This window comes from Aeromonas popoffii (assembly GCF_037818705.1).
Taxonomy (GTDB): Bacteria; Pseudomonadota; Gammaproteobacteria; order Enterobacterales; family Aeromonadaceae; genus Aeromonas; species Aeromonas popoffii.
The window spans coordinates 4,724,592-4,747,500 of record NZ_CP149129.1; the positions used below are offsets into that span (position 1 = coordinate 4,724,592).

Consider the following 22,909-nt stretch of genomic DNA (forward strand, 5'->3'; position numbering starts at 1 on the left):
ATCGCGCTCCGTTTTTTCGTGCCCATCCGCCCGGATTCAGTCGTTTTCCAGGCTGGCAAGGCAGTGAGAGAGTGTGCGGGCCAGCGCCCCCTGATTGCGCAGCACCACGGCGTGGGCCTGTTCGCCCATCTGACGACGCTCGCTTCCATCGGCCAGCAGCGCGCTCACCTTCTCCCCCAACGCGGCAGCATCGTCTACCAGGGCGGCACCACCCTGAGCCACCAGCTGGCGGGTGATGTCACTGAAGTTGAAGTAGGCGGGACCGATCAGACAAGGCTTGCCCAGCGCCGCCGGCTCCAGCAGGTTGTGGCCACCCACCTTCACCAGACTGCCGCCGACAAACGCCACATCGGCCGCCGCCAGCATCAGCGGCAACTCGCCCATGGTATCGCCGAGATAGACCTTGTCCGTCTCGCGGATCGGGGCATCGCCAGTACGGCGCACGCAGCCGTAAGGCGCGCACAATTCGGCCACCCGATCGAAACGCTCCGGATGGCGCGGCACCAGGATCAGCAAAGCCTGCGGATGGTGTTGCAGCACCCCGTCAAACGCCACCAGCACCTGCTCGTCCTCCCCCTGATGGGTGCTGGCGGCGATCCAGACCGGCCTCTCCTGTCCCAGGCGCTGGCGCAGGGCTCGGCCTCTGGCCTGCACCTCGTCCCCCAGCTGGAGGTCGAACTTGATGGAACCGGTCACCGCCAGTCGTGCGCGGTCGATGCCAAGACGGGCGAAACGGTCGGCGTCATCCTGATGCTGGCAAAGCAGATGGGTCAGCGGCCGGCTGAGGGCGTCGAACGCTCCCTGGAAGCGGGCATAACGCCGGCAAGAGCGCTCAGAGAGACGGGCATTGATGATAGTCACCGGCAGGTGGCGCGTCTCACAGGCCACCAGCCAGTTCGGCCAGAGCTCTGTCTCCATCACCCAAAGGGCGCGCGGCTTTATGCGCTTGAGGAAGGCGGCCACCGCCCAGGGGTAGTCGAGCGGCGCGTAGCGATGCACCACCAAATCGCCGAGTCTGGCCGCCTGTTCGGCGCCGGTGCGGGTGGTCGTGGTGAGCAGGATAGGCAAGTCCGGCCGCTCGGCCTTGAGGGCACGAATGAGCGGCGTGATGGCCAGCGTCTCCCCCACGCTCACCGCATGGATCCAGAGCGGCGCATCCTGTCCGGTGGCGGGCGTCCGTCCCAGATGCTCGGCCCAGCGCACACCGAAGCCGGGCTTGCCCTTCTTCGGCTTGTAGAGCGCCAGTAGCACCAGCGGTAACCCCAAGTGGATCAATAGGTTGTAGAGCAGCCGAGAGAGCATGCTATTGCGGCTCCGAGCGCTTGCCCGGGTCGGAAACGAAGTGCGGTGGCTCGCCCACTTGCAACACTATTGGTTGAGCCGGCGACTCACCGCACTCCAGCCGCCTGCCCGCCTTTATCACCTGTTCCGGCATCAGCTCGATCAGGCACTTGAGGTGGCCGAACTTGCAGGTGCGCTTGAAGCAGGGGCGACACGCTATGTCGGTGTGGACTATCTCGACCCTGTCGGCCAACGGCGGCGTGTAGAGCGGCGAAGTGGAGCCATAAACCCCGATCAGCGGCCGGTTGAGGGCGGCGGCGATGTGCATCAGGCCTGAGTCGTTGGCGATGACCCGGCTGGCCAGCGCCATCAGGTCGATCGCCTCATACAGGCTGGTCTTGCCCGCCAGCACGTGGCAGTTGGGGCGCGACAAGGGATTGATCCGGTCGCGAATGGTGTTGGCTACGGGCACATCCTTGCCGGAGCCGAAGATCCACACCTGCCAGCCCTCATCCAGGTGCTTCTGCGCTACCACGGCGTAGTGCCCTTCCGGCCAGCGCTTGGCCGGACCGAACTCGGCCCCGGGGCAGAGCACCAGCACGGGACGGGCGCGATCCAGACCGAGCCGGTCCAGCGCCTTGCCCTGATTGATGAGGTCAACATTGAGCGAGGGGCGGGGAATGGCGGGAATATCAGCCCGGCTCTTCATCTGCGCCTTGGGATAGGCCAGCGCCAGATAGGCTTCCACCATCAGTGGGAAGGCTGACTTGTTGCTGCGCAGGTCGTTGAGCAGGCCGAAGCGGTGCTCCCCTTTCCAGCCGGTGCGTACCGGGATCCTGGCGAACCAGGGGATCAGCGCCGACTTCATGGAGTTAGGCTGGATGATGGCCTGATCATACTTCTCGGCCGCCAGCTGCTTGCCGAGGCGACGGCGTGCCACCAGCTTGAAGTCACCGTGGCCAAGGGGCATGGTGATCGCCTTGTCCACCTCCGGCATCCGCTCCAGCAGGGTGACGCACCAGGCGGGCGCCATCACATGCAACTCGCTGTCAGGGTGATTGGCCTTGATCGCCTTGTAGAGGCTCTGGGACATCACCATGTCGCCGACCCAGGAGGGGCCGATCACCAATATCTTCATCTCACGCGTCTCTTGGGGCCAAGCCCTGCGGTTAATCATTACTGGCCGAGATTATGCCCGAAGAATGGCCCGAGAAATAACAGAAGATCCCCGTATCACACGCGCTCACGCCAAAAAAGAGTCTGTTTGAAGCCTACACACAGCGGGTGCCGGAACCATGCTCCGCCTGCCGTTTTAGGCTAGAATGGGCGCCAATTCGAGCATGGCCCGCCCACCGGGCGCCAACAAGAGTCCTTAATCCGTGAAAAAACCGACCCTGGCGGCCGTCCTGATCGTCAAGAATGAAGCCGAAAACCTGAGAGCCTGCCTCGCCTCCCTCGATGGCCTGGTGGACGAGATCGTCATCATGGACTCAGGCAGTCAGGACGAAACCCCTGCCATCGCCGCCGAATTTGGCGCCCGCTTCTTCGTCAACCCGGTATGGCCGGGCTTCGGTCGCCAGCGCCGGCTCGCCCAATCCCATGTCCAGTCAGAGTGGGTGCTGTGGCTGGATGCCGACGAGCGGCTCACCCCTGAGCTGAAAGCGGCCATCGCCACCGTCATGGCCAACCCGGCCAGCGATACCATCTACTCGATCCCCCGCCTCTCCTGGGTGTTTGGCCGTTTCATCCGCCACAGCGGCTGGTATCCGGATCGGGTGCTGCGCCTCTACCCCAAGACACTGACCAGCTACAACGAGGTGCTGGTGCACGAAAAGGTGGAGGTGCGTGCCAACATGAAGATCGTCAATCTCCATGGTGACCTGCTCCACTTCACCTATCGGGATCTGGAGCACTATCTGGTGAAGTCCGCCAGCTATGCCAGAGCCTGGGCCGATCAACGCACCGCCCGTGGCAAGAAGGGCTCCCTCAGCCAGGGACTGGTGCATGCGCTGGGCTGCTTCCTCAAGATGTACCTGCTCAAAGCAGGCTTCCTCGATGGCAAGCAGGGACTCTTGCTGGCCATACTGTCGGCCCACTCCACCTTCGTGAAGTACGCCGACCTCTGGATCCGCCAGCAGCCGCAGGCGCCGGATCAGCCCCCCCGATAATCCCGACTGTCGAGCCAACCCCCATGAGCAGACAGGGCCCCTCGGGGCCCTGTCTGCATCTGTCAGCGCTCTGTCCGCCAGAAGGGCGGTGCCCAGCGAGCGATCGCCGTCGCCATTGTCTTGGGATCGAGTTGGCTCATGTCTTGCGGATGATCGCTGTCTTCCGGCGGGCTGAACGCCAGGTGGCGCCCCTCACTGTTGAGCGGGCGCCAGCGCAGCGGGGTGGCCGAGCGGTGCGCCGGGAAGAACCCTACAGTGGGCACATCCAGCGCCGCCGCTATGTGCAGCGGCCCCGTGCTGCCCGCCACGAACAGGGCGGCATTGGCCATCACCTGGCAGAACGTGGGCAGCCCCTCGTCAGAGCGGTAGATCCAGCCGTTGCCGCCGTGGGCCAGCAGCTCGGCGGCCAGCTGTTCGGCGACCCTCTCCTCCCCCGGCCCCGCAGTCAGTATGCACTGCAACTCGGGGCAGGACTGATTGAGCTTGATGATGAGGCGGGCGTACTGCTCGATGGAGAGGTTGTTGGCCGAGCCGCCGCTGCCGGCATGCACCATCAGCCAGGGGCGGCTGGCATCCAGCTTTAATCGGGTGGCGACCTGCTCGCGCACCTGCTGCAGGCGCTGGGGATCGACACTGAGGTAAGGGCCCTGCGGCTCTACCACGCTCACCTGCTGGTCGGCGAGGAAGCGGCGCACCAGATCCAGGTTGTATTCGTACTCCGGTTTCTGGGAGCGGGAGCGACGCTGGATCAGCCGCTGGTTGTAGAGCACCTGGGCCAGCTTGGTGGCAGGAGCCAACCTGTAAGGGATGTGCGCCTTCCACACCAGCATGGCATTACGGGAGTTGGAGAAGAGGCAGATGGAGGCATCAAAGGCGGCCGCCTTGATGCGCGCCTGCAAGGCACGTTGCTGTTCCTTGTCGGCCCGTGAGCCCGGATCCAGAATGATCTCGTCGATCCAGGGACAGAGGCGGGCCAACGGCGCCGTGTAGGCGGGAACCAGGGCAGTCACATGACAATCCATGGAACGCTTGAGCATGGCAAAACTCGGCCAGGCCAGCATGAAGTCACCAATCTTGTCGTTGCGTACTACCAGAATACGTTTCATAAAAAATCCCTTTGCTCCCTGTCACCAATGCAAGGAGGCTTGATGCGCGGTGCGGGTATTCTTGCCTGATGCAGGGCTATTCTCAAGCGAAGACGCCTGGCGACACCGATTTGAACGACCAAACTTAGCGCCTCGCCCCGGCATTTACCCCATCCGGTCGCGACAAAACGCCAACAGACCCTATAATGCGACCAAATTTCCAGGTTGCAGGAATCAACAGCATGACCAACAAGGTAATTTATCCCGGCACCTTCGACCCCATCACCAATGGCCACACCGACCTCATTGGCCGGGCCGCCAAACTGTTTGATGACGTGGTGGTCGGCGTTGCCAACAGCCCGAGCAAGCGCCCGCTGTTCGATCTGGCAGAACGTGTCCTGCTTGCCCAGCAAGTGACCGCCCACCTGCCCAACGTCAAGGTGGTTGGCTTCTCCGGCCTGCTGGTGGACTTCGCCAGGGAGCAGCAGGCCAACGTGCTGATCCGTGGCCTACGCGCCGTCTCCGACTTCGAGTACGAATTCCAGCTGGCCAACATGAACCGCCGCCTGATGCCGGAGCTGGAGAGCGTCTTCCTCACCCCGGCGGAGGAGAACTCCTTCATCTCCTCGACCCTGGTGAAGGAGGTCGCCCTGCATGGTGGCGATATCCGCCAGTTCGTCGACCCGATCGTCGCCAAGGCGATTGCCGCCAAGCAAGGCAAGTGATCAAAAAAATCAGGCTGCCCGAAGGTAGCCTGTTTCATGAGGAGCGCATGCATCCCGCCAGCCTTTGCAGGCATTGACCATCAGCTTGCCTGGCGAGCCAGCATCTGCTGGCAGGAGAGCGCCAGCGTGTCGAGCCACTCGTAGCGACGCCGGTACATGGCCCGCTTCTTGGAAGCGACCTCCTCCAGCGGTTTGCGCTGGGCAGGCTGTAACCGCACGAAGTTGTCATCCAGATCCACGGCGCCAAACTCCTGCCAAAGCTCGTCATAATCGGCCTGCAGACAGGCTTTCTTCTTCTTGCTGTAGCGCCTGGCCTGGTAGATGTGCGCCTTCATCCGCACCGCCGAGATATGCTCGGCCCCCATCGCCTCGGCCAGCAGCATTACCAGCATCACCACCAGCGACTTGGGCCTCAGGCCCTGGCCCTCCTTGGTCAGCGCCCGCACCTTGTCCTGCGCCTGCTCGACGCAGGGCTCGGGCCCCTGCACAGAACCGATCATCAGGGCCAGCTTGTTGGGGGTACCCGCCAGCGAGAAGGCGCAGGTGTAGAGGCGCTTGCCCTGTCGATCGACGATGGAGAGCGCCAGCTCGGCCTCGCGCCGGAAGGTGCCATCGTGGCGCAGCACGATGCGGCACTCGCTCTCGGGATAGTGACCAAGCGCTATGCCTTCCCCCAGATAGAGCGGATCGATCAGCGCCGGATAATGGGCCAGCAGCAGCCGGTAGTGGTTTTCCAGCATCTCGGCCCGTTCGGTCGCAGTAGAGTTGGCAAAACGGTAGGGCCGCATCGGCTTGTCGAGCAGCTCGGGATAGTGGGCAGGCAGAGCCTTGAGGGGTTCGGCCTGAAACAGCTCGAATACCCGGCTCAGCTGCTGCCGATAGAGCAGGCTGCGCAGCACGAACTTGGCGCGATTGAAGGTCTTGCGGGCACTGTCATCGGGATAGAGGAAGCGGGCCATTTTTTGGGCACAATAGTGCCCATGCCGGGATAAATGATCCCAGTCTATTGATTTAGCTGTCATTTTATTTTCTCAAACTGCCTGAACGGTCGAGATACTAGTGACGGGTGCGCATATCTTCAACAGACTGGAAATACTCTCTTACAACTTGGCCGTTTCAGGCCAAAATAACGGTCATTCAGCGCTGGCAGTGGGAGCAAAACACCGTGGTTCTCTGCCCTAGCCGGATTTCACTGAGCAGAGTGTGACAATGAAAACAGGGCTGACCACCCCGCCCATAGACCTGCAACTGCTGCACGAAATAGCCCGGCTTGCCATCAGCGCTGGTGAAATCCTTGAGGGTGGTGCCGCCCTGCTTGATGGCCTCGGCCAGCACCCGCTTGATCTCGCCCACCAGAGTCGCCAGCCGCTCGGCACTGATGTTGCCCGCCGCCCGCTTGGGATGAATACCAGCGGCATAGAGCGCCTCGTTGGCGTAGATGTTGCCAACCCCGACCACCACATGATTATCCATCAGGAAAGTCTTGATGGCGGTGCTGCGACCCTTGGCGCGCCCCTGCAGATAGTCGGCGCTGAAGGCCTGGGTCAGCGGTTCCGGCCCCAGCTTGGCCAGCAGGGCGTGTGCCTCAGCCGGTTCACGGGTCCACAGCAGGGCCCCGAAGCGGCGCGGATCATTGAGCCGCAGCAGCTTGCCGTTAGCGAGCTCTATGTCCACGTGATCGTGTTTCTCGGCCGGGGTGCCGATATCCAGCACCCGCAGACTGCCCGACATACCCAGGTGCAGGATGGCGGTGCCAAAGTCGGTCTCCAGCAGCAGGTACTTGGCACGGCGGCCGACCCTGTGGATGGTGAGATCCACCAGCTCCTGGATTTCGCCCGGCACCGGCCAGCGCAACCGACCATCCCGCACCACGACACGAGTGACCTTGATGCCGGTGAGCCAGGGAGAGATGCCCTGGCGGCTGACTTCGACTTCCGGTAATTCAGGCATAGGGTCCTCTCGCTCGAAAATGGATTAGGGGGTGGGACGCAGCAAGCTGCGGTACTGCTCCTGACTCAGGCTGAGCCAGGTCGATGGAGGCAGCAGAGCGGCAAACTGGCCACTGTCCTGATAGAGCCCCACTTCTATCGGATCGCTCTGACCGGCGATCCATATCTTGAGGGTGACCGGCGCACCCCGCACTGCACTACCCGGTGGCAATAGCCACCCCTGCCACTCTTCGATGTGAGCGGCCAGCTGGGCACTGCTAAGCCCCAGATCCGGCCCGCTGCGCCAGCCCTGACCGATGCGCTCGATCTGCCAGCTAGGTCCCTGCCAGGTGAGCACAACGGCGCTATCCGGCAACAGGGGACGGGCACGCTGGGCGCTGTTCTCCTGCTGGGCTGTCTCCAGCTGGTGCAGCAGAGTGATCACCGCCAGTACGGCCACTATGATCACGTTATTCCAGCCTTTGCGGCTCAATCTGAACATGGCAAGCCTCCCTTCGAACCGGCAGTGTACTGAATTCCAGCCATAAAAAAACCCGGCACAAGGCCGGGTTTTTGAGACAAAACCAAGAGATTACTTGATTTTGCCTTCTTTGTAGATCACATGCTGACGAACAACGGGATCAAACTTTTTGATCTCCATTTTTTCGGGCATGGTGCGCTTGTTCTTGGTAGTGGTATAGAAGTGACCAGTACCGGCGCTGGAGTTCAGACGAATTTTCTCGCGAATACCTTTAGCCATGATCTAATTCCTTATACCTTAACACCGCTGGCGCGCAGTTCAGCCAGAACCACTTCAACGCCACGCTTGTCGATGATACGCATGCCTTTTGCGGATACGCGCAGACTTACGAAGCGTTTTTCACCCTCAACCCAAAAACGGTGAGTGTGCAGGTTCGGCAGGAAACGACGCTTGGTAGCGTTGTTAGCGTGCGAACGGTTGTTACCAACTGCCGGGCGCTTGCCGGTTACTTGGCATACTCTAGACATGTCAGTCTCTCCAAATCTTACTTCATTGCTCGAGCAAATATCTGCCCCGCTGGCCTTCGATTGCGGGGCAAACAGAAGGCGGCATTTTATACAGCATCCGTGATCAAAGATCAACTAATACAGTGCCAGAGCCAGTTACAACCAACCACGCTCTGCAAAAGAAACCGTGATGCCATCACCGATCACCAAGTGATCCAGCACTCTGATATCGATCAGGGCCAAGGCGGCCAAGATCCGATCCGTGATCTGGCGGTCGGCCCGACTGGGCTCGGCCACGCCGGACGGGTGATTATGCGCCAGAATCACGGCGGCTGCATTATGTTTGAGCGCGATCTGCACGATTTCTCTGGGCCAGACGCTCGCCGAGTCGAGGGTTCCGTAAAAAAGTTCAACGAATTGAATCACTCTGTGCTGGTTGTCCAGAAGCAACAAGGCAAACACCTCTCGCGGCCGATCCCGCAGCTGGGCCTGCAGATAGTCCCGGGTCAGCTGGGGTGAGGTGAGCGCATCGCCCCGTTGCAGCTGTTCGGCCAGATGACGCTTGCCCATCTCCAGCACCGCCTGCAGCTGGGCATATTTGGCAGGGCCCAGGCCATGCGCCTCGCAAAATGCCCGCTGATCCGCACCCAGCAAGCTGCGCAAAGAGCCGAATTGATTCAAAAGCTTGCGCGAGAGATCCACCGCGCTCAGTCCATTGACGCCGGTGCGCAGAAAGATGGCCAGCAACTCGGCATCGGACAAGGTGCCGGGCCCCTGACGCAACAGCTTCTCTCGGGGTCGTTCATCTTCCGGCCACTCCTTGATGCTCATTTGTCTCTCCCTCATCCCTGTTGAGAAAAAACATAGCAAAAAATTGCACGCCCCCGACCACAAGTCCCTCATGTCAGCCTCTGTCGTCATCCCTTGCCTGTGGTATCTTAGCCGACCAGTCAGAGTGAGCCGGAAGAGAAGCAGCAGATGAGATTGGCCGATAAACGCATCCTGTTGGGTGTCAGTGGCGGGATCGCCGCCTACAAGAGTGCCGAACTGGTACGCCGCCTGAAAGATCAGGGAGCCGAGGTAAGGGTGGTGATGACCCGCTCCGCCAAAGAGTTCATCACGCCGCTGACCCTGCAAGCCGTCTCCGGCCATCCGGTGGCAGACAGCCTGCTGGATCCTGCCGCCGAAGCGGGCATGGGCCATATCGAGCTTGCCAAGTGGGCGGATTTGGTACTGATCGCCCCGGCCAGCGCCAACCTGATGGCCCGCATGGCCGCTGGCATGGCTGACGAGCTGCTGACCACCCTCTGTTTGGCGACACCGGCACCGGTGGCACTGGCCCCGGCCATGAATCAGCAGATGTATCTCAACGCAGCCACTCAGGCCAACCTTCAGACCCTGGCCAGTCGCGGCATCCTGCTGTGGGGGCCGGATTCCGGCAGCCAGGCCTGTGGCGACGTGGGCCCGGGCCGGATGCTGGATCCCCTCGAACTGGTTGAGCGCTGCTGCCAGCAACTGGCCGCCGAGCCCCTGCTGGCGGGCGTCAGGCTGCTGCTCACCGCAGGACCAACCCGCGAGGCACTGGATCCGGTGCGCTACATCAGCAACCACAGTTCCGGCAAGATGGGCTACGCCATCGCCCGCGCTGCCCGTGAGGCGGGTGCCGAGGTGACGCTGGTGAGCGGCCCGGTCGCCCTGCCGACACCGAGCGGAGTAGCGCGAGTCGATGTGGAAAGCGCCGAGCAGATGCATCAGGCGGTGATGAACCGCGTGGCCAGCTGTGATCTCTTCATTGGGTGCGCCGCCGTGGCCGACTATCGCCCCGAGCAGGTCGCCGACCAGAAGATCAAGAAGACCGGCGACAACGACCAGATGGTGCTGACCCTGGTCAAGAATCCAGACATCATCGCCGCCGTAGGAGCACTGTCAGAAAAGCCCTTCACCGTCGGATTTGCCGCCGAAACCGTGGATGTGGAACAATACGCCCTCGATAAACTGCAGCGTAAGCGGCTGGACATGATCGCCGCCAACGACGTGTCCCGCGCGGGTCAGGGCTTCAATGCCGATGACAATGCCCTAACCGTCTTCTGGCAAGGGGGGCAAGCCCCTTTGCCGCTGGCCGATAAGCTGACGCTGGCCCGTCACCTCATCGCCCTGATTGCACGCCACTACCGAGGCTAACATCCGGCAGGCGAACGATTCACGACGACACAGACCGCACTGAACATGCAGGGTCTCCACACAAGAACTCATTGAAAAACGAACTATCCATGACAACACAAATTGAATTGAAGATTCTGGATGCCCGCATCGGCACCGAGTACCCGCTGCCTGCCTATGCCACACCGGGCTCTGCCGGTATGGACCTGCGCGCCCTGCTGGATGCGCCCATCACCCTGGCACCGGGCGATACCACACTGGTACCGACCGGTCTGGCCATCCACATTCAGGATCCGGCTCTGTGTGCCACCATTTTGCCCCGCTCCGGCCTCGGCCATAAGCACGGCATAGTGCTGGGCAACCTGGTGGGCCTCATCGATTCCGATTACCAGGGCCAGCTGATGGTCTCGGTCTGGAACCGTGGCAACGATAGCTTCACCATGCAACCCGGCGAGCGCATCGCCCAGCTGGTGATCATGCCGGTGGTTCAGGCCAGCTTCCAACTGGTCGATGAGTTCAATCAGAGTGAACGGGGTGAAGGCGGTTTTGGTTCTTCTGGTCGCCAATAACAGACCACACCGGCCCTTTGGCCTGTGCCTGATAATAGAATCAAGCCATTGTTTTTTTAGGGGAATCCATGGCAAGCAGTAATCAGAAACAGAGTCGGCGCGATCAGATCCTGCAAGCACTCGCCCATATGCTGGAAACCAGCCCTGGCCAGCGTATCACCACGGCACGTCTGGCGGCCGAGGTGGGTGTCTCTGAGGCAGCCCTCTATCGACATTTTCCCAGCAAGGCGCGGATGTTCGAGGGGCTGATCGACTTTATCGAGGATTCCCTGCTGTCACGGGTCAACCTGATCATGGCCGAAGAGAAGGACACTATGGCCCGCTGCCATCATATCCTTCAACTGCTGCTGGTGTTCGCCGAGCGCAATCCCGGCATCACCCGAATCCTCAACGGCGACGCCCTGCTGGGTGAGCACGATAGACTGCGGGATCGCATCAGCATCCTGTTCGACAAGCTGGAAACCCAGATCAAGCAGGTATTGCGGGAAAAGCGGCTGCGGGAAGGTCAGGGCTTCCAGCTCGACGAGACCATGCTGGCCAATCTGCTGCTGGCCTATACCGAGGGACGCATCAGCCAGTTTGTCCGCTCCGAGTTCAAACTCAAGCCGACTGCCGGCTTCGAGGATCAGTGGTTGTTCATCCGCAGCCAGCTATTGCAAAGCTGAACCAGAGGGGGCGGATCGGCCAATGCGTCCGCTCCGAGTTCAAACTCAAGCCCACTGCAGGCTTCGAGGATCAGTGGTTGTTCATCCGCAGCCAGCTGCTACAAAGCTGAACCAGAGGGGCGGATCGGCCAATGCGTCCGCTCCGAGTTCAAACTCAAGCCCACTGCAGGCTTCGAGGATCAGTGGTTGTTCATCCGCAGCCAGCTGCTACAAAGCTGAACCAGAGGGGGCGGATCGGCCAATGCGTCCGCTCCGAGTTCAAACTCAAGCCCACTGCCGGCTTCGAGGATCAGTGGTTGTTCATCCGCAGCCAGCTATTGCAAAGCTGATCCATACAGGTTGGTGCAAACAGGGAGGCCTTGGCCTCCCTTGTTTTTTGTGGCAAAAAAGAGAGGTGAGCACCAGATGCGACCCGGATTGTCGCATTCCAGTGTTAGATTCATGCGTTATAAACCTTTACTGCCTGACAGGACATCCTATGGAACCCGAAATCATTACCGAAGCGCATACCTGGCTGGTCAATAACCAGGACCGGCTGATCGATTATGCCGTCAATATGGCGGCCGCCCTGATCACCCTGCTGGTCGGTTACATCGCCGCCAACATCCTCAGCAGCGCAGTGGTCAAGATGATGCAGGCCCGCAAGCTGGACACCACCATCACCCATTTCGTCGGCAGCATACTCAAGTACACCATACTGGTGTTCGTGGTGATCGCTGCTTTGGGTCGGGTCGGGGTACAGACCGCCTCCTTCATTGCCATCATAGGTGCCGCCGGTCTGGCCATCGGTCTGGCGCTGCAAGGCTCGCTCTCCAACTTCGCCGCCGGTTTCCTGCTGATCATCTTCCGCCCCATCAAGGCGGGCGAGTTCATCGAAGTGGCGGGCACTGCGGGCGTAGTGCAGTCGGTACAGCTGTTCACCACCACCCTTACCTCGGGTGACAACAAGATGGTAGTGGTACCCAACGCCGCCATCCTGAACGGCACCATAGTCAACTACTCCCGCATGGACACCCGTCGCATCGACATGACCTTCGGCATCGGCTACGGCTCGGATCTGCGCAAGGCCAAGCAGATCCTCGAGCGCCTGGTGAATGAAGAGCCGCGCATCCTGAAAGATCCTGCCGCCACCATAGCCGTCGCAGCCCTGGCCGACTCCTCGGTCAATATCGTGGTGCGTCCCTGGGTGAAAACCGCCGATTACTGGGGTGTCTGGTTCGACTTTCACGAGAAGGTGAAGCTGACTTTCGACGCCGAGGGTGTCGAGATCCCCTTCCCGCAGATGGTCATGCACATGCAAAAACCCCAGGCCTGAAGCAGGCCCTGAGTACAACCATGCCAGCCTTAGCGCTGGCATGGTTGTTTATGGGCCTCATGTGCACGGCGCAGGCATAAAAAATCCGGCCACCCGGGGCCGGATCTTGCGCCGTTGTCACCATGGCCAGCACGCCCATCCATAGGGCAGGCAGTTCCCTCAGACCAGTCGACGAGCGACCCGGTTAAGCAACGGCTGCACCAGCACATAACCCCCCAGTACGGCACCCATCACGGCCAGCACCCTTATCTCCAGGGTTGGCGCAGCACTGGTCAGCACCATGGTCAACAGGCCGATGAAGCCAGTGGCAAGCAGGCTCAGGGCAAACAGGCATAACAGGTGTTTCATATCGATCTCCTTATTCCAGACTGTGGCCATCCCTGGGAGATCTCATCCATTCGGCTCCTATGCTAGCCAAGGCCCACCCCCGACAATTTGCGCTTGCTCATAAAATGAGCCAAAAGGCGGCGATCAAATACCCCTTTAGCTGTAACACTCACTTGCCAGGGAGCAAGCTGCGGCCAACCATTGATGAAAGCCCTTTCAACCCGTACAAGCCGGGTGAAGTATGAGCAAACTCAAGATCCCCTGGTCATGAGTGACTCATAATCGCAGCGTTTTGGTTGTAAACTCCTTCGATGGCAGACAATTGGTAAAGCTCTGTTACACGGGCCGCACGCCGTGCTCGGTATAATGTTCGGATAATAAGGTTTGGCGGGACCTTGCCTGCAAGGTTCAAACACAACTTGGCATTTCAGGAATCCTATGAAAAATATCAATCCAACCCAAACCCAGGCCTGGCAGGCACTGGAAGCCCACTTTGCTGCAAACAAAGAGACACAACTCAAGGATCTGTTCGCGCAGGACCCGAAGCGCTTCGACAAGTTTTCCCTCACCTTCGGCGGCGATATCCTGGTTGACTACTCAAAAAACCTGATCACCGAGGAAACCCTCAAGTTGCTGGTTGATCTGGCCAAAGAGACCGATCTTCGCAGCGCGATCGATGCCATGTTCAATGGCGACAAGATCAACATGACCGAAGGCCGCTCCGTACTGCACGTGGCCCTGCGCAACCGATCCGACCGCCCCGTCGAGTGCGACGGCAAGGATGTGATGCCGGAAGTGAACGCCGTACTGGCCAAGATGAAGGGCTTCTGCGAGAAGGTAATCGGAGGCGAGTGGAAAGGCTACACCGGCAAGGCGATCCAGCACGTGGTCAACATCGGTATCGGTGGCTCTGACTTGGGCCCGGTGATGATCACCGAGGCACTGCGCCCCTACAAAAACCACCTGCAGATGCACTTCGTCTCCAACGTCGATGGCACCCATATCGCCGAGACGCTCAAAGAGATTGATCCGGAAACCACCCTGTTCCTGGTGGCCTCCAAGACTTTCACCACTCAGGAGACCATGACCAACGCCCTGACCGCCCGCGACTGGTTCATCAAGATCGCCGGTGACAAGGCCCACGTTGCCAAGCACTTCGCTGCCCTCTCCACCAACGGCAAGGCCGTAGCCGAGTTCGGTATCGACACCAACAACATGTTCGAGTTCTGGGACTGGGTTGGCGGCCGTTACTCCTCCTGGTCTGCCATCGGTATGCCCATCGCCCTCTCCGTCGGTTTCGAGCACTTCGAAGCCCTGCTGCAAGGCGCCTTCGAGATGGACATGCACTTCGCCACGGCCTCCTATGAACAGAACGTGCCGGTGCTGCTGGCGCTGATTGGCCTGTGGTACAACAACTTCCATGGTGCCGAGTCCGAAGCCATTCTGCCGTACGATCAGTACATGCACCGCTTCCCTGCCTACTTCCAGCAGGGCAACATGGAATCCAACGGCAAGTACGTGGATCGCAACGGCAAGCCGGTTGACTACCAGACTGGCCCCATCATCTGGGGTGAGCCGGGCACCAACGGCCAGCACGCCTTCTACCAGCTGATCCACCAGGGCACCAAACTGATCCCCTGTGACTTCCTGGCGCCAGCCATCAGCCACAACCCGATCGGTGACCACCACCCGAAACTGCTGGCCAACTTCTTCGCCCAGACCGAGGCACTGGCCTTCGGCAAGAGCAAAGAGCAGGTCGAAGCCGAGTTCCTGGCGGCTGGCAAAACCCTGGAGCAGGTCCAGGATCTGGTGCCGTTCAAGGTGTTCGAAGGCAACCGCCCGACCAACTCCATCCTGTTCAAGAGCCTGACCCCGAAAACCCTGGGTGCCCTGATCGCCATGTACGAGCACAAGATCTTCGTACAGGGCGCAATCTGGAACATCTTCAGCTTCGACCAGTGGGGCGTGGAGCTGGGCAAACAGCTGGCCAACAAGATCCTGCCGGAGCTCAACACCGCCGAGGCTGTCACCAGCCACGACGGCTCCACCAACGGTCTGATCAACACCTGGAAAGCGTGGAAAGCCTGATTTATCCAGCCTTTCTGAATGCAAAAGCCCCGCTCGATGAGCGGGGCTTTTTTATGTCGGGTCGGGCTGATTTTTCTGGCTGGCAGGTCGGGTGTCCAGTCCGACCGGCGACGGGGATCGTCATCCCCGCCCCTTCATCACCCTGCCCAATGCAGGCTTAACCGCCGACGGCGATACGCTTCATGTCCTTCATGTAACCACGCAGTACCTGACCGATTTTTTCGATAGGGTGGTTGCGGGTCGCCTCATTGGCCGCCAGCAGCGCCAGGTTATCAACGCTCTGCCCTTCCGCCTTGCTGGCACCCAGATCGCCCGCTTTCAGGGTCGGCATGAAGTGCTCACGCAGCAACGGTACAGCGGCGTTGGCGAACAGGTAGTTACCGTACTCGGCGGTATCGGAGATGACCACGTTCATCTCATACAGACGCTTGCGAGCAACTGTGTTGGCGATCAGCGGCAGCTCGTGCAGGGATTCGTAGTAGGCAGACTCCTCGTAGATACCGGAAGCCACCATGGTTTCGAACGCCAGCTCGACACCCGCCTTGACCATGGCCACCATCACCACGCCATTGTCGAAATACTCCTGCTCGGCAATCTTGCCAGCGAACACCGGGGCATTTTCGAAGGCAGACTTGCCGGTCTCTTCGCGCCAGGTGAACAGTTTGACGTCATCTTCAGCCCAGTCGGCCATCATGCCGCGAGAGAACTCACCGGCGATGATGTCGTCCATGTGCTTCTCGAACAGCGGACTCATCAGGGTACGCAGTTGCTCGGAAAGCTCGAAGGCACGCAGCTTGGCGGGGTTGGAGAGGCGGTCCATCATCAGGCTGATGCCACCCTGCTTCAGGGCTTCGGTGATGGTCTCCCAGCCGAACTGGATCAGCTTGCCGGCATAAGCCTTGTCGGTCCCTTCGGCAACCAGTTTGTCGTAGCAGAGCAGGGAACCGGCCTGCAGCATGCCGCAGAGGATGGTCTGCTCGCCCATCAGGTCAGATTTCACTTCCGCCACGAAGGAGGATTCCAGCACCCCGGCACGGTCGCCGCCAGTGGCAGAGGCCCACGCCTTGGCGATGGCCATGCCTTCACCCTTGGGATCGTTCTCCGGGTGAACGGCGATCAGGGTCGGCACGCCGAAACCGCGCTTGTACTCTTCACGCACTTCGGTACCCGGGCACTTGGGCGCCACCATCACGACTGTGATGTCGGCGCGGATCTGCTGACCCTCTTCCACCACATTGAAGCCGTGGGAGTAGCCCAGCGCGGCGCCCTGCTTCATCAGCGGCATCACGGTTTTCACTACATCGGAGTGCTGCTTGTCCGGGGTCAGGTTCAATACCAGATCGGCGGTCGGGATCAGCTCTTCATAAGTGCCGACCGCGAAGCCGTTGTCGGTGGCTTTCTGCCAGGATGCGCGCTTCTCGGTGATGGCGGCCTTGCGCAGGGCGTAGGAGATATCCAGCCCGGAGTCACGCATGTTCAGACCCTGGTTCAGACCCTGGGCACCACAGCCCACAATCACCACCTTCTTGCCCTTCAGCACGTCGCAACCGTCGGCGAATTCCGCCCGCTGCATGAAACGACACTTGCCCAGTTGGGCCAACTGCTGACGCAGGTTCAAGGTGTTGAAATAGTTAGCCATGGTGATTGCTCCGTTCGATTGATTCCATGCCGGGTAGCGGCGTTGTCTGAACCACTATAGCGCGGGACACTTATTGCCTGAACTGATATATTCGAAACAGTATGTTGCAAGAATTGAAAGATGATTTTTGGTAATATCACGCAGTGTCATCCCAAGTCAGCAAGCGCGCCGCAGCAGGAATTGAAAAATGGACCTTCGCAATCTCGAGCTGTTTCTCCACCTCGCCGACTCCCTTCACTTCGGCAAAAGCGCCGATGCCATGGCGGTCAGTCCCTCCACCCTGAGCCGTGCCATCCAGCGACTGGAGCAGGAGACTGGCTGCGTGCTGTTCGAACGGGACAACCGTTCGGTACGACTCACCTCGGCGGGCGAGAAGCTGCGTGAGTTTGGCGGTGGCCTGTTGCAGGAGTGGCGTCAGCTCAAGCAGGAGCTCAAACGCAGCGACGAACCGCTGCAAGGGCGGCTGCGGGTGTTCTGCTCGGTCACCGCAAGCTACTTTCTGCTGCCCGAGGTACTGGAGCGCTTTCGTCGCCGCTATCCCCAACTGGAGATCAAGCTGGAGACTGGCGACCCGGCGCTGGCAGTGGACAGGATCCTGGCCGACGAAGCCGATCTCGCCATCGCCGCGCGGCCCGATGCGCTCTCCGCCAAGCTGGAATTTGCTAGCCTGCAACAGGTACCGCTGGTGTTCATCGCTCCACGCAACCCGCCTCAACCCAACCAGTGGTTCTTGCAGGGAGAGCCCGACTGGGAGCGGCTGCCGCTGATCCTCTCCGAGCAGGGTCTGGCGCGAAAGCGATGTGACCAGTGGTTTCGCAACAAGGGCATCGCCCCCAACATCTATGCCGAGGTGGCGGGCAACGAGGGGATAGTCGCCATGGTGGCGCTCGGTTTTGGCGTCGGGCTGGTGCCTGCTGCCGTGATCGATCACAGCCCCATGGGGGAGAAAGTGCGCATAGTCGAGCCCAGACCGGCGCTCAAGCCGTTCGATGTCGGCATCGCCGTACTCAAGAAGCGGCTGGAAGAGCCGCTGATCCGCGCCTTCTGGGATACCGCGCGCGGCCAGGGGTCACTGCGCTGACAAGCTAACCACGTCGGCCATCATGGCACGGCAGCTGGCGGGAAGATCCGGGTTATCCAGCTTCAGCCGACGAATAGTACTGCCAACCCCCTCCCCAACAAAATGCTCGAGGACACCCGATTGGCGCACCCGCTGCAACCCGAGCTCAATGCGTTGTGCCAGCTCGGGATATTTGGGCAAGATAAAAAACAGCAGCGCCAGCGGATAACGAAACACCAGATGAGACTCGATGTTCAAATCCGGATGCGGCTTGTGCTCCGATGAAGTCGCGCACGCGGCTTGCGCAGCATGTTGAACAAAGCCTCCTACAAACTGCCGACTACAATCCTGGGATCGTTCGTCTTGAGCAGGCAGGTAGCGGCGCTGACCTATGGTGAGCCCGGGGTAATGCCAGTCAGTCAAGGGGTGAACCCTGGCAAAACGCCCCTCATCCCCTTGCCGGATGAGGATGACCCCGCAGCAGGTTCCGGGCCCGACAGCCAGAGCACTCCCCCGCAGATGTATGAGCTGCTTCGTGTCAAATCTGACAATGGTCATAACGAGACGCTGGTCACAGGCTAGAATCTACGTTCAACCTGAATGGAAGGAGCCTCGCCATGATGCGTCATCTGATCGAAATCAACAGCTCACAGCTGTTTGAAGAGTACCTGCAGAGCATGGGTGTACCGCAGACCTCGCTGGATCAAGAGCAGGACATCTATCTGCAGGAACGCCATATGGCGGCGGTGCGTCAGATCCAGGGCAAGATGAAGTTTTATCTGCGAGCCAGTGCCCTCACCAAACAGTGATCCGCAACCGGTCACAGAACAGGCAGTCAAAGCGTATTACACTGGCACCATCCGCCACCCACGGGAGTGCCCATGAAACCAAGCGGCCTGGATCGGCTCTTCAAACCCCAGTCAATCGCCGTCATCGGTGCCTCAACCGACCCGCAGAAGGCGGGTCATGTGGTCATCAGACACCTGCTCGCGGGCCAGTTTAAGGGCCCCATACTGCCGGTCAGCCCGCACAGCAAGGCCATCGCCGGCGTACTGGCCTATCCCGATATCAGCAGCCTGCCGCTCTCCCCCGATCTCGCCATCATATGTACCAAACGCGAACGGGTACTGCCACTCATCGAAGAGTTGGGCAAGAAAGGCGCCGGAGCGGCCATCATACTGGCTGCCGACTTCTCCATGCAGGAGAGAACACAGCTTCAACAGCTAAGCCGCCAATACGACATTCGCTTGCTCGGCCCCAACAGCATGGGCATGCTGTTGCCGGGTCAGGGCATCAACGCAAGCTTTTCCCCCATCGCAGCCAAACCTGGCCAGGTTGCGTTTCTCTCCCAGTCAGCCGCCGTCAGCACCACCATTCTGGACTGGGCCAAGCAACATGAGCTGGGTTTCTCCGCCTTTATCTCCCTCGGCGATCACTGTGACATCGACTTCGGCCAACTGCTGGATCAGCTCTCCCGCGATGGAACCACTCGCGCCGTCCTGCTCTACATGGACAAGCTGCACGACGCCCGCCACTTCCTCTCGGCAGCGCGGGCGGCCTCACGCAACAAACCCATTCTGGTACTCAAGAGCGGTCGCCACGATCCGGCCAATGGCCTCGACAACGTCTACGATGCAGCCATTCGGCGTGCAGGCATGCTGCGGGTGCGAGATACCCACGAGCTGTTTGCCGCAGTCGAAACCTTGAGCCACTCCCTGACCCTCAAGGGGGAAAGACTGGCCATCATTTCCAATGGCCGCGGGCTGGCCAACATGGCGGTCGACGTGCTGCTGGAGCGGGGCGGCAAACTGGCCATGCCGCCACGGGACATCGGCAGTGATGCCGATATTGCCGCCTATCAGCAGGCGCTGGAGACCCTGCTGCAAGGGGATAACGCCGACGCCATCCTGCTCATTCACGCCCCCTCCCTCACAGCGCGCGGGGCCGCGCTGGCCCGCAGCCTGATCGACTACGTCAAACAACATCCCAGGGCCAGGCGCTTCAATATACTGACCAACTGGGCAGGAGAATACTCGGCGCAAGAGGGGCGTCGTCTGTTCAGCGAGGCTGGATTTCCGACCTATCGTACCCCGGAAAGCGCAGTCGCCGCCTTCATGCACATGGTGGAATACCGCCGCAACCAGAAGCAGCTGATGGAAACGCCCGCCTCCCTGCAGGGCGACAAGCTCAACGTCGAGCTATGTCAGCAGTTGATCCGCCAAGCGCTGGAGCGCAAGCAGCTCACGCTTGATACCCACCTTGTTCACCCCATACTGCAAGCCGCCGGGCTCTCTACTCTGCCGACCTGGATCGTCTCCGATGCCATCGAGGCCACCCTGACCGCAGAGCAGATCGGCTATCCCGTCGCGGTCAAACTGCGCTCACCGGATATTACCCACAAGTCTGCAGTGCACGGCGTCATGCTGAACCTGCGCACCTCGGCCGAAGTCGCCCAGGCAGCGGATGCCATTCTCGACAGGGTGAGGCAACACGACCCGGGGGCACGTATCGAAGGGTTGCTGGTACAACGGATGGCGCGCCGCAGCGGCGGTCTGGAGCTGAGGATCCGCCTGCAACAGGATCCTGTCTTCGGCCCCGTCATCCTGCTCGGCGAATCGGGGGCCGAGCCGCAAGAGATGGTGGCCGCACTCCCGCCATTGAACCAAGCGCTGGCACGCTACCAGATCATAGGTGCCCTCAAGAGTCGCAAGATCCGCGAGCAAGCTACACCCGAAAAACTCGATATCGATGCACTGGGTCAAGTGCTGTGCCAGCTGTCAGAGCTGCTGCTGGCCTTCCCCGAGATCCAGGAGCTGGACCTGCATCCGTTGCAGGCATGTGGGGCCGAGATGGTCATTCTGGATGCCAGCCTGACGCTGATGCCTGTGGTGCAGGGACGTAATACGCTAGCCATACGCCCCTATCCCACCGAACTGGAAGAAGGAGCCTGGCTCAAGGATCAGAGTCATGTGCTGCTGCGCCCGATCCGGCCGGAGGATGAACCCGCACATAAGCAGTTTGTGCTCAAGGTGTCTGATGAAGACAGGTACAAGCGCTTCTTTGCCGATGTGGGTGAACTGGGTCACGAAGAGCTGGCCCGCATGACCCAGATCGATTACGACCGGGAAATGGCCTTCGTGGCCATCGGACAGGACGGGGCCTTCAGTCAGCAGATCCTCGGGGTGGTAAGGGCTATCTCCAACCCGGATCAATCCGATGCAGAGTTTGCCATTCTGGTACGTTCCGACCTGAAAGGACTTGGGCTCGGCAAGCTGATGATGGAGAAGATAGTACGCTACGCCAAAGAGCGGGGCATTGGTCAGCTATCCGGCATGACCATGCCCAGCAATCGCGGCATGATCAATCTGGCCAAGCGTCTTGGCTTCAAGATCGATATCCAGCTGGAAGATGGGGTGGCCAATATGGAGCTACCCTGTGCCAGTCAGGGTCAATGAAGAAGGGAATAAGCTATTTTATAGCTTATAAATGACTGATTTTAGGCAATAAAAAAGCCCGCTCATCTGAGCGGGCTTTCAATGTTGGGTGCCTGGCAGTGTCCTACTCTCGCATGGCGAATGCCACACTACCATCGGCGCTACCGCGTTTCACTTCTGAGTTCGGCATGGGATCAGGTGGTTCCACGGCGCTATGGCCGCCAGGCAAATTCTTAATCCAGAAAGCTGACGTGAGTAATGATGTTGCGCTTGGCTTATCACTATCACTGAATTAGGTAAGTAGTTCGTTCATTCGCTACAAGGCCAGAAACACTTCTTGGGTGTTGTATGGTTAAGCCTCACGGGTAATTAGTATGGGTTAGCTCAACACATCACTGCGCTTACACACCCCACCTATCAACGTTGTGGTCTCCAACGGCCCTTTAGGACCCTCAAGGGGTCAGGGATGACTCATCTCAGGGCTCGCTTCCCGCTTAGATGCTTTCAGCGGTTATCGATTCCGAACTTAGCTACCGGGCAGTGCCACTGGCGTGACAACCCGAACACCAGAGGTTCGTTCACTCCGGTCCTCTCGTACTAGGAGCAACTCCCTTCAATCATCCAACGCCCACGGCAGATAGGGACCGAACTGTCTCACGACGTTCTGAACCCAGCTCGCGTACCACTTTAAATGGCGAACAGCCATACCCTTGGGACCGACTTCAGCCCCAGGATGTGATGAGCCGACATCGAGGTGCCAAACACCGCCGTCGATATGAACTCTTGGGCGGTATCAGCCTGTTATCCCCGGAGTACCTTTTATCCGTTGAGCGATGGCCCTTCCATTCAGAACCACCGGATCACTATGACCTACTTTCGTACCTGCTCGACCTGTCCGTCTCGCAGTTAAGCTGGCTTATGCCATTGCACTAACCTCCTGATGTCCGACCAGGATTAGCCAACCTTCGTGCTCCTCCGTTACTCTTTGGGAGGAGACCGCCCCAGTCAAACTACCCACCAGGCACTGTCCGCGAGCCCGATTCAGGGCCCTGCGTTAGAACATCAAACATACAAGGGTGGTATTTCAAGGACGGCTCCAGCGCAACTGGCGTCACGCCTTCAAAGCCTCCCACCTATCCTACACATGTAGGTTCAATGTTCAGTGCCAAGCTGTAGTAAAGGTTCACGGGGTCTTTCCGTCTAGCCGCGGGTACACCGCATCTTCACGGCGAATTCGATTTCACTGAGTCTCGGGTGGAGACAGCATGGCCATGGTTACACCATTCGTGCAGGTCGGAACTTACCCGACAAGGAATTTCGCTACCTTAGGACCGTTATAGTTACGGCCGCCGTTTACCGGGGCTTCGATCAAGAGCTTCGCTTGCGCTAACCCCATCAATTAACCTTCCGGCACCGGGCAGGTGTCACACCCTATACGTCCACTTTCGTGTTTGCAGAGTGCTGTGTTTTTGATAAAC

Annotated in this window: 22 protein-coding genes, 2 rRNA genes and 3 pseudogenes (1 of these 27 running past the window's edge); 13 read left to right on the forward strand and 14 right to left on the reverse strand. The window is 59.9% G+C overall.

All coding sequences use genetic code 11. The features are described 5' to 3' along the window. Window positions 1-36: 36 nt before the first annotated feature. Complete coding sequence (gene waaA / locus WJM78_RS21995; protein WP_339012129.1) at window positions 37-1,302, reverse strand: lipid IV(A) 3-deoxy-D-manno-octulosonic acid transferase; 1,266 nt, start codon at window positions 1,300-1,302, stop codon at window positions 37-39. A gap of 1 nt (window position 1,303) precedes the next feature. Next, a complete protein-coding gene (gene waaF / locus WJM78_RS22000; RefSeq protein ID WP_339012131.1) occupies window positions 1,304-2,419 on the reverse strand; it encodes a lipopolysaccharide heptosyltransferase II in 1,116 nt (371 codons plus the stop codon). Between the two features lie 241 nt (window positions 2,420-2,660). Between waaF and WJM78_RS22005 the strand changes: the two genes are divergently transcribed. Beyond that, a complete protein-coding gene (locus tag WJM78_RS22005) occupies window positions 2,661-3,449 on the forward strand; it encodes a glycosyltransferase family 2 protein (RefSeq protein ID WP_042034804.1) in 789 nt (262 codons plus the stop codon). Window positions 3,450-3,511: 62 nt separating this feature from the next. Here WJM78_RS22005 and WJM78_RS22010 read toward each other — a convergent pair whose 3' ends face one another. Beyond that, window positions 3,512-4,555, reverse strand: coding sequence for a glycosyltransferase family 9 protein (locus tag WJM78_RS22010; RefSeq protein WP_339012135.1), 1,044 nt, complete (start codon window positions 4,553-4,555; stop codon window positions 3,512-3,514). Window positions 4,556-4,776: 221 nt separating this feature from the next. On the opposite strand from WJM78_RS22010, the gene coaD reads away from it, so the two are divergent. Continuing rightward, a complete protein-coding gene (gene coaD, locus WJM78_RS22015) occupies window positions 4,777-5,259 on the forward strand; it encodes a pantetheine-phosphate adenylyltransferase (RefSeq protein WP_108537624.1) in 483 nt (160 codons plus the stop codon). 80 nt (window positions 5,260-5,339) lie between these two features. Here the strand turns inward: coaD and WJM78_RS22020 are convergent, their stop codons facing one another. From WJM78_RS22020 to radC, 6 genes are all read right to left on the reverse strand, one after another. Next, window positions 5,340-6,218 (reverse strand): VirK/YbjX family protein, encoded by an 879-nt coding sequence (locus tag WJM78_RS22020; RefSeq protein WP_339012140.1) that lies wholly within the window; start codon window positions 6,216-6,218, stop codon window positions 5,340-5,342. A 178-nt stretch (window positions 6,219-6,396) separates the two neighbouring features. Continuing rightward, window positions 6,397-7,209 (reverse strand): bifunctional DNA-formamidopyrimidine glycosylase/DNA-(apurinic or apyrimidinic site) lyase, encoded by an 813-nt coding sequence (gene mutM / locus WJM78_RS22025; protein WP_042034799.1) that lies wholly within the window; start codon window positions 7,207-7,209, stop codon window positions 6,397-6,399. A 24-nt stretch (window positions 7,210-7,233) separates the two neighbouring features. Then, window positions 7,234-7,689, reverse strand: coding sequence for a hypothetical protein (locus WJM78_RS22030; RefSeq protein ID WP_339012145.1), 456 nt, complete (start codon window positions 7,687-7,689; stop codon window positions 7,234-7,236). A gap of 90 nt (window positions 7,690-7,779) precedes the next feature. Next, complete coding sequence (gene rpmG / locus WJM78_RS22035; protein ID WP_005307500.1) at window positions 7,780-7,947, reverse strand: 50S ribosomal protein L33; 168 nt, start codon at window positions 7,945-7,947, stop codon at window positions 7,780-7,782. 11 nt (window positions 7,948-7,958) lie between these two features. Next, on the reverse strand, window positions 7,959-8,195 hold the full coding sequence (rpmB, locus tag WJM78_RS22040) for a 50S ribosomal protein L28 (protein ID WP_005321271.1): 237 nt from the start codon (window positions 8,193-8,195) through the stop codon (window positions 7,959-7,961). A gap of 135 nt (window positions 8,196-8,330) precedes the next feature. Then, complete coding sequence (gene radC / locus WJM78_RS22045; protein ID WP_042034797.1) at window positions 8,331-9,005, reverse strand: RadC family protein; 675 nt, start codon at window positions 9,003-9,005, stop codon at window positions 8,331-8,333. 147 nt (window positions 9,006-9,152) lie between these two features. On the opposite strand from radC, the gene coaBC reads away from it, so the two are divergent. From coaBC to WJM78_RS22075, 7 genes and pseudogenes are all read left to right on the forward strand, one after another. Then, window positions 9,153-10,355 carry a bifunctional phosphopantothenoylcysteine decarboxylase/phosphopantothenate--cysteine ligase CoaBC gene (gene coaBC / locus WJM78_RS22050; protein ID WP_339012148.1) on the forward strand — a complete coding sequence of 401 codons (1,203 nt, stop codon included), beginning with the start codon at window positions 9,153-9,155 and terminating at the stop codon, window positions 10,353-10,355. 89 nt (window positions 10,356-10,444) lie between these two features. Continuing rightward, entirely contained in the window at window positions 10,445-10,903 is a 459-nt protein-coding gene (dut, locus tag WJM78_RS22055) for a dUTP diphosphatase (RefSeq protein ID WP_042034795.1), read from the forward strand. A 68-nt stretch (window positions 10,904-10,971) separates the two neighbouring features. Then, window positions 10,972-11,568 carry a nucleoid occlusion factor SlmA gene (gene slmA / locus WJM78_RS22060; protein WP_005321293.1) on the forward strand — a complete coding sequence of 199 codons (597 nt, stop codon included), beginning with the start codon at window positions 10,972-10,974 and terminating at the stop codon, window positions 11,566-11,568. Between the two features lie 26 nt (window positions 11,569-11,594). Beyond that, window positions 11,595-11,678, forward strand: a pseudogene (locus tag WJM78_RS22860) (nucleoid occlusion factor SlmA); the annotation flags it as partial. Then, window positions 11,674-11,787, forward strand: a pseudogene (locus WJM78_RS22065) (nucleoid occlusion factor SlmA); the annotation flags it as partial. The pseudogenes WJM78_RS22860 and WJM78_RS22065, both read left to right, overlap by 5 nt. After that, on the forward strand, window positions 11,751-11,897 hold the full coding sequence (locus WJM78_RS22070) for a hypothetical protein (RefSeq protein ID WP_422388426.1): 147 nt from the start codon (window positions 11,751-11,753) through the stop codon (window positions 11,895-11,897). The pseudogene WJM78_RS22065 and the gene WJM78_RS22070, both read left to right, overlap by 37 nt. A 149-nt stretch (window positions 11,898-12,046) precedes the next feature. Then, a complete protein-coding gene (locus WJM78_RS22075) occupies window positions 12,047-12,883 on the forward strand; it encodes a mechanosensitive ion channel domain-containing protein (protein ID WP_339012152.1) in 837 nt (278 codons plus the stop codon). Between the two features lie 159 nt (window positions 12,884-13,042). Here WJM78_RS22075 and WJM78_RS22080 read toward each other — a convergent pair whose 3' ends face one another. After that, entirely contained in the window at window positions 13,043-13,231 is a 189-nt protein-coding gene (locus WJM78_RS22080) for a hypothetical protein (RefSeq protein WP_042034792.1), read from the reverse strand. Between the two features lie 417 nt (window positions 13,232-13,648). On the opposite strand from WJM78_RS22080, the gene pgi reads away from it, so the two are divergent. Beyond that, window positions 13,649-15,298, forward strand: a complete 1,650-nt coding sequence (pgi, locus tag WJM78_RS22085; protein WP_339012155.1) for a glucose-6-phosphate isomerase — start codon at window positions 13,649-13,651, stop codon at window positions 15,296-15,298. Window positions 15,299-15,455: 157 nt separating this feature from the next. On the opposite strand, the gene ilvC is transcribed toward pgi, so the two are convergent. Then, the gene (gene ilvC, locus WJM78_RS22090; RefSeq protein ID WP_339012158.1) at window positions 15,456-16,937 is read right to left on the reverse strand and encodes a ketol-acid reductoisomerase; all 1,482 of its coding nucleotides are present in this window, start codon (window positions 16,935-16,937) and stop codon (window positions 15,456-15,458) included. Window positions 16,938-17,124: 187 nt separating this feature from the next. On the opposite strand from ilvC, the gene ilvY reads away from it, so the two are divergent. Then, complete coding sequence (ilvY, locus tag WJM78_RS22095; RefSeq protein WP_042034789.1) at window positions 17,125-18,018, forward strand: HTH-type transcriptional activator IlvY; 894 nt, start codon at window positions 17,125-17,127, stop codon at window positions 18,016-18,018. Here ilvY and WJM78_RS22100 read toward each other — a convergent pair. After that, window positions 18,007-18,471 (reverse strand): annotated as a pseudogene (locus WJM78_RS22100) (hypothetical protein); the annotation flags it as partial. The gene ilvY and the pseudogene WJM78_RS22100 sit on opposite strands and share 12 nt — an antisense overlap. Window positions 18,472-18,614: 143 nt before the next feature. On the opposite strand from WJM78_RS22100, the gene WJM78_RS22105 reads away from it, so the two are divergent. Next, window positions 18,615-18,806, forward strand: a complete 192-nt coding sequence (locus WJM78_RS22105; RefSeq protein WP_042034788.1) for a hypothetical protein — start codon at window positions 18,615-18,617, stop codon at window positions 18,804-18,806. Window positions 18,807-18,878: 72 nt separating this feature from the next. After that, window positions 18,879-21,452 (forward strand): bifunctional acetate--CoA ligase family protein/GNAT family N-acetyltransferase, encoded by a 2,574-nt coding sequence (locus tag WJM78_RS22110; protein WP_275930418.1) that lies wholly within the window; start codon window positions 18,879-18,881, stop codon window positions 21,450-21,452. A 90-nt stretch (window positions 21,453-21,542) separates the two neighbouring features. Here the strand turns inward: WJM78_RS22110 and rrf are convergent. After that, window positions 21,543-21,657, reverse strand: a 5S ribosomal RNA gene (gene rrf, locus WJM78_RS22115). Window positions 21,658-21,779: 122 nt separating this feature from the next. Continuing rightward, window positions 21,780-22,909: ribosomal RNA gene (locus WJM78_RS22120) — 23S ribosomal RNA — on the reverse strand (it continues 1,760 nt past the right edge of the window).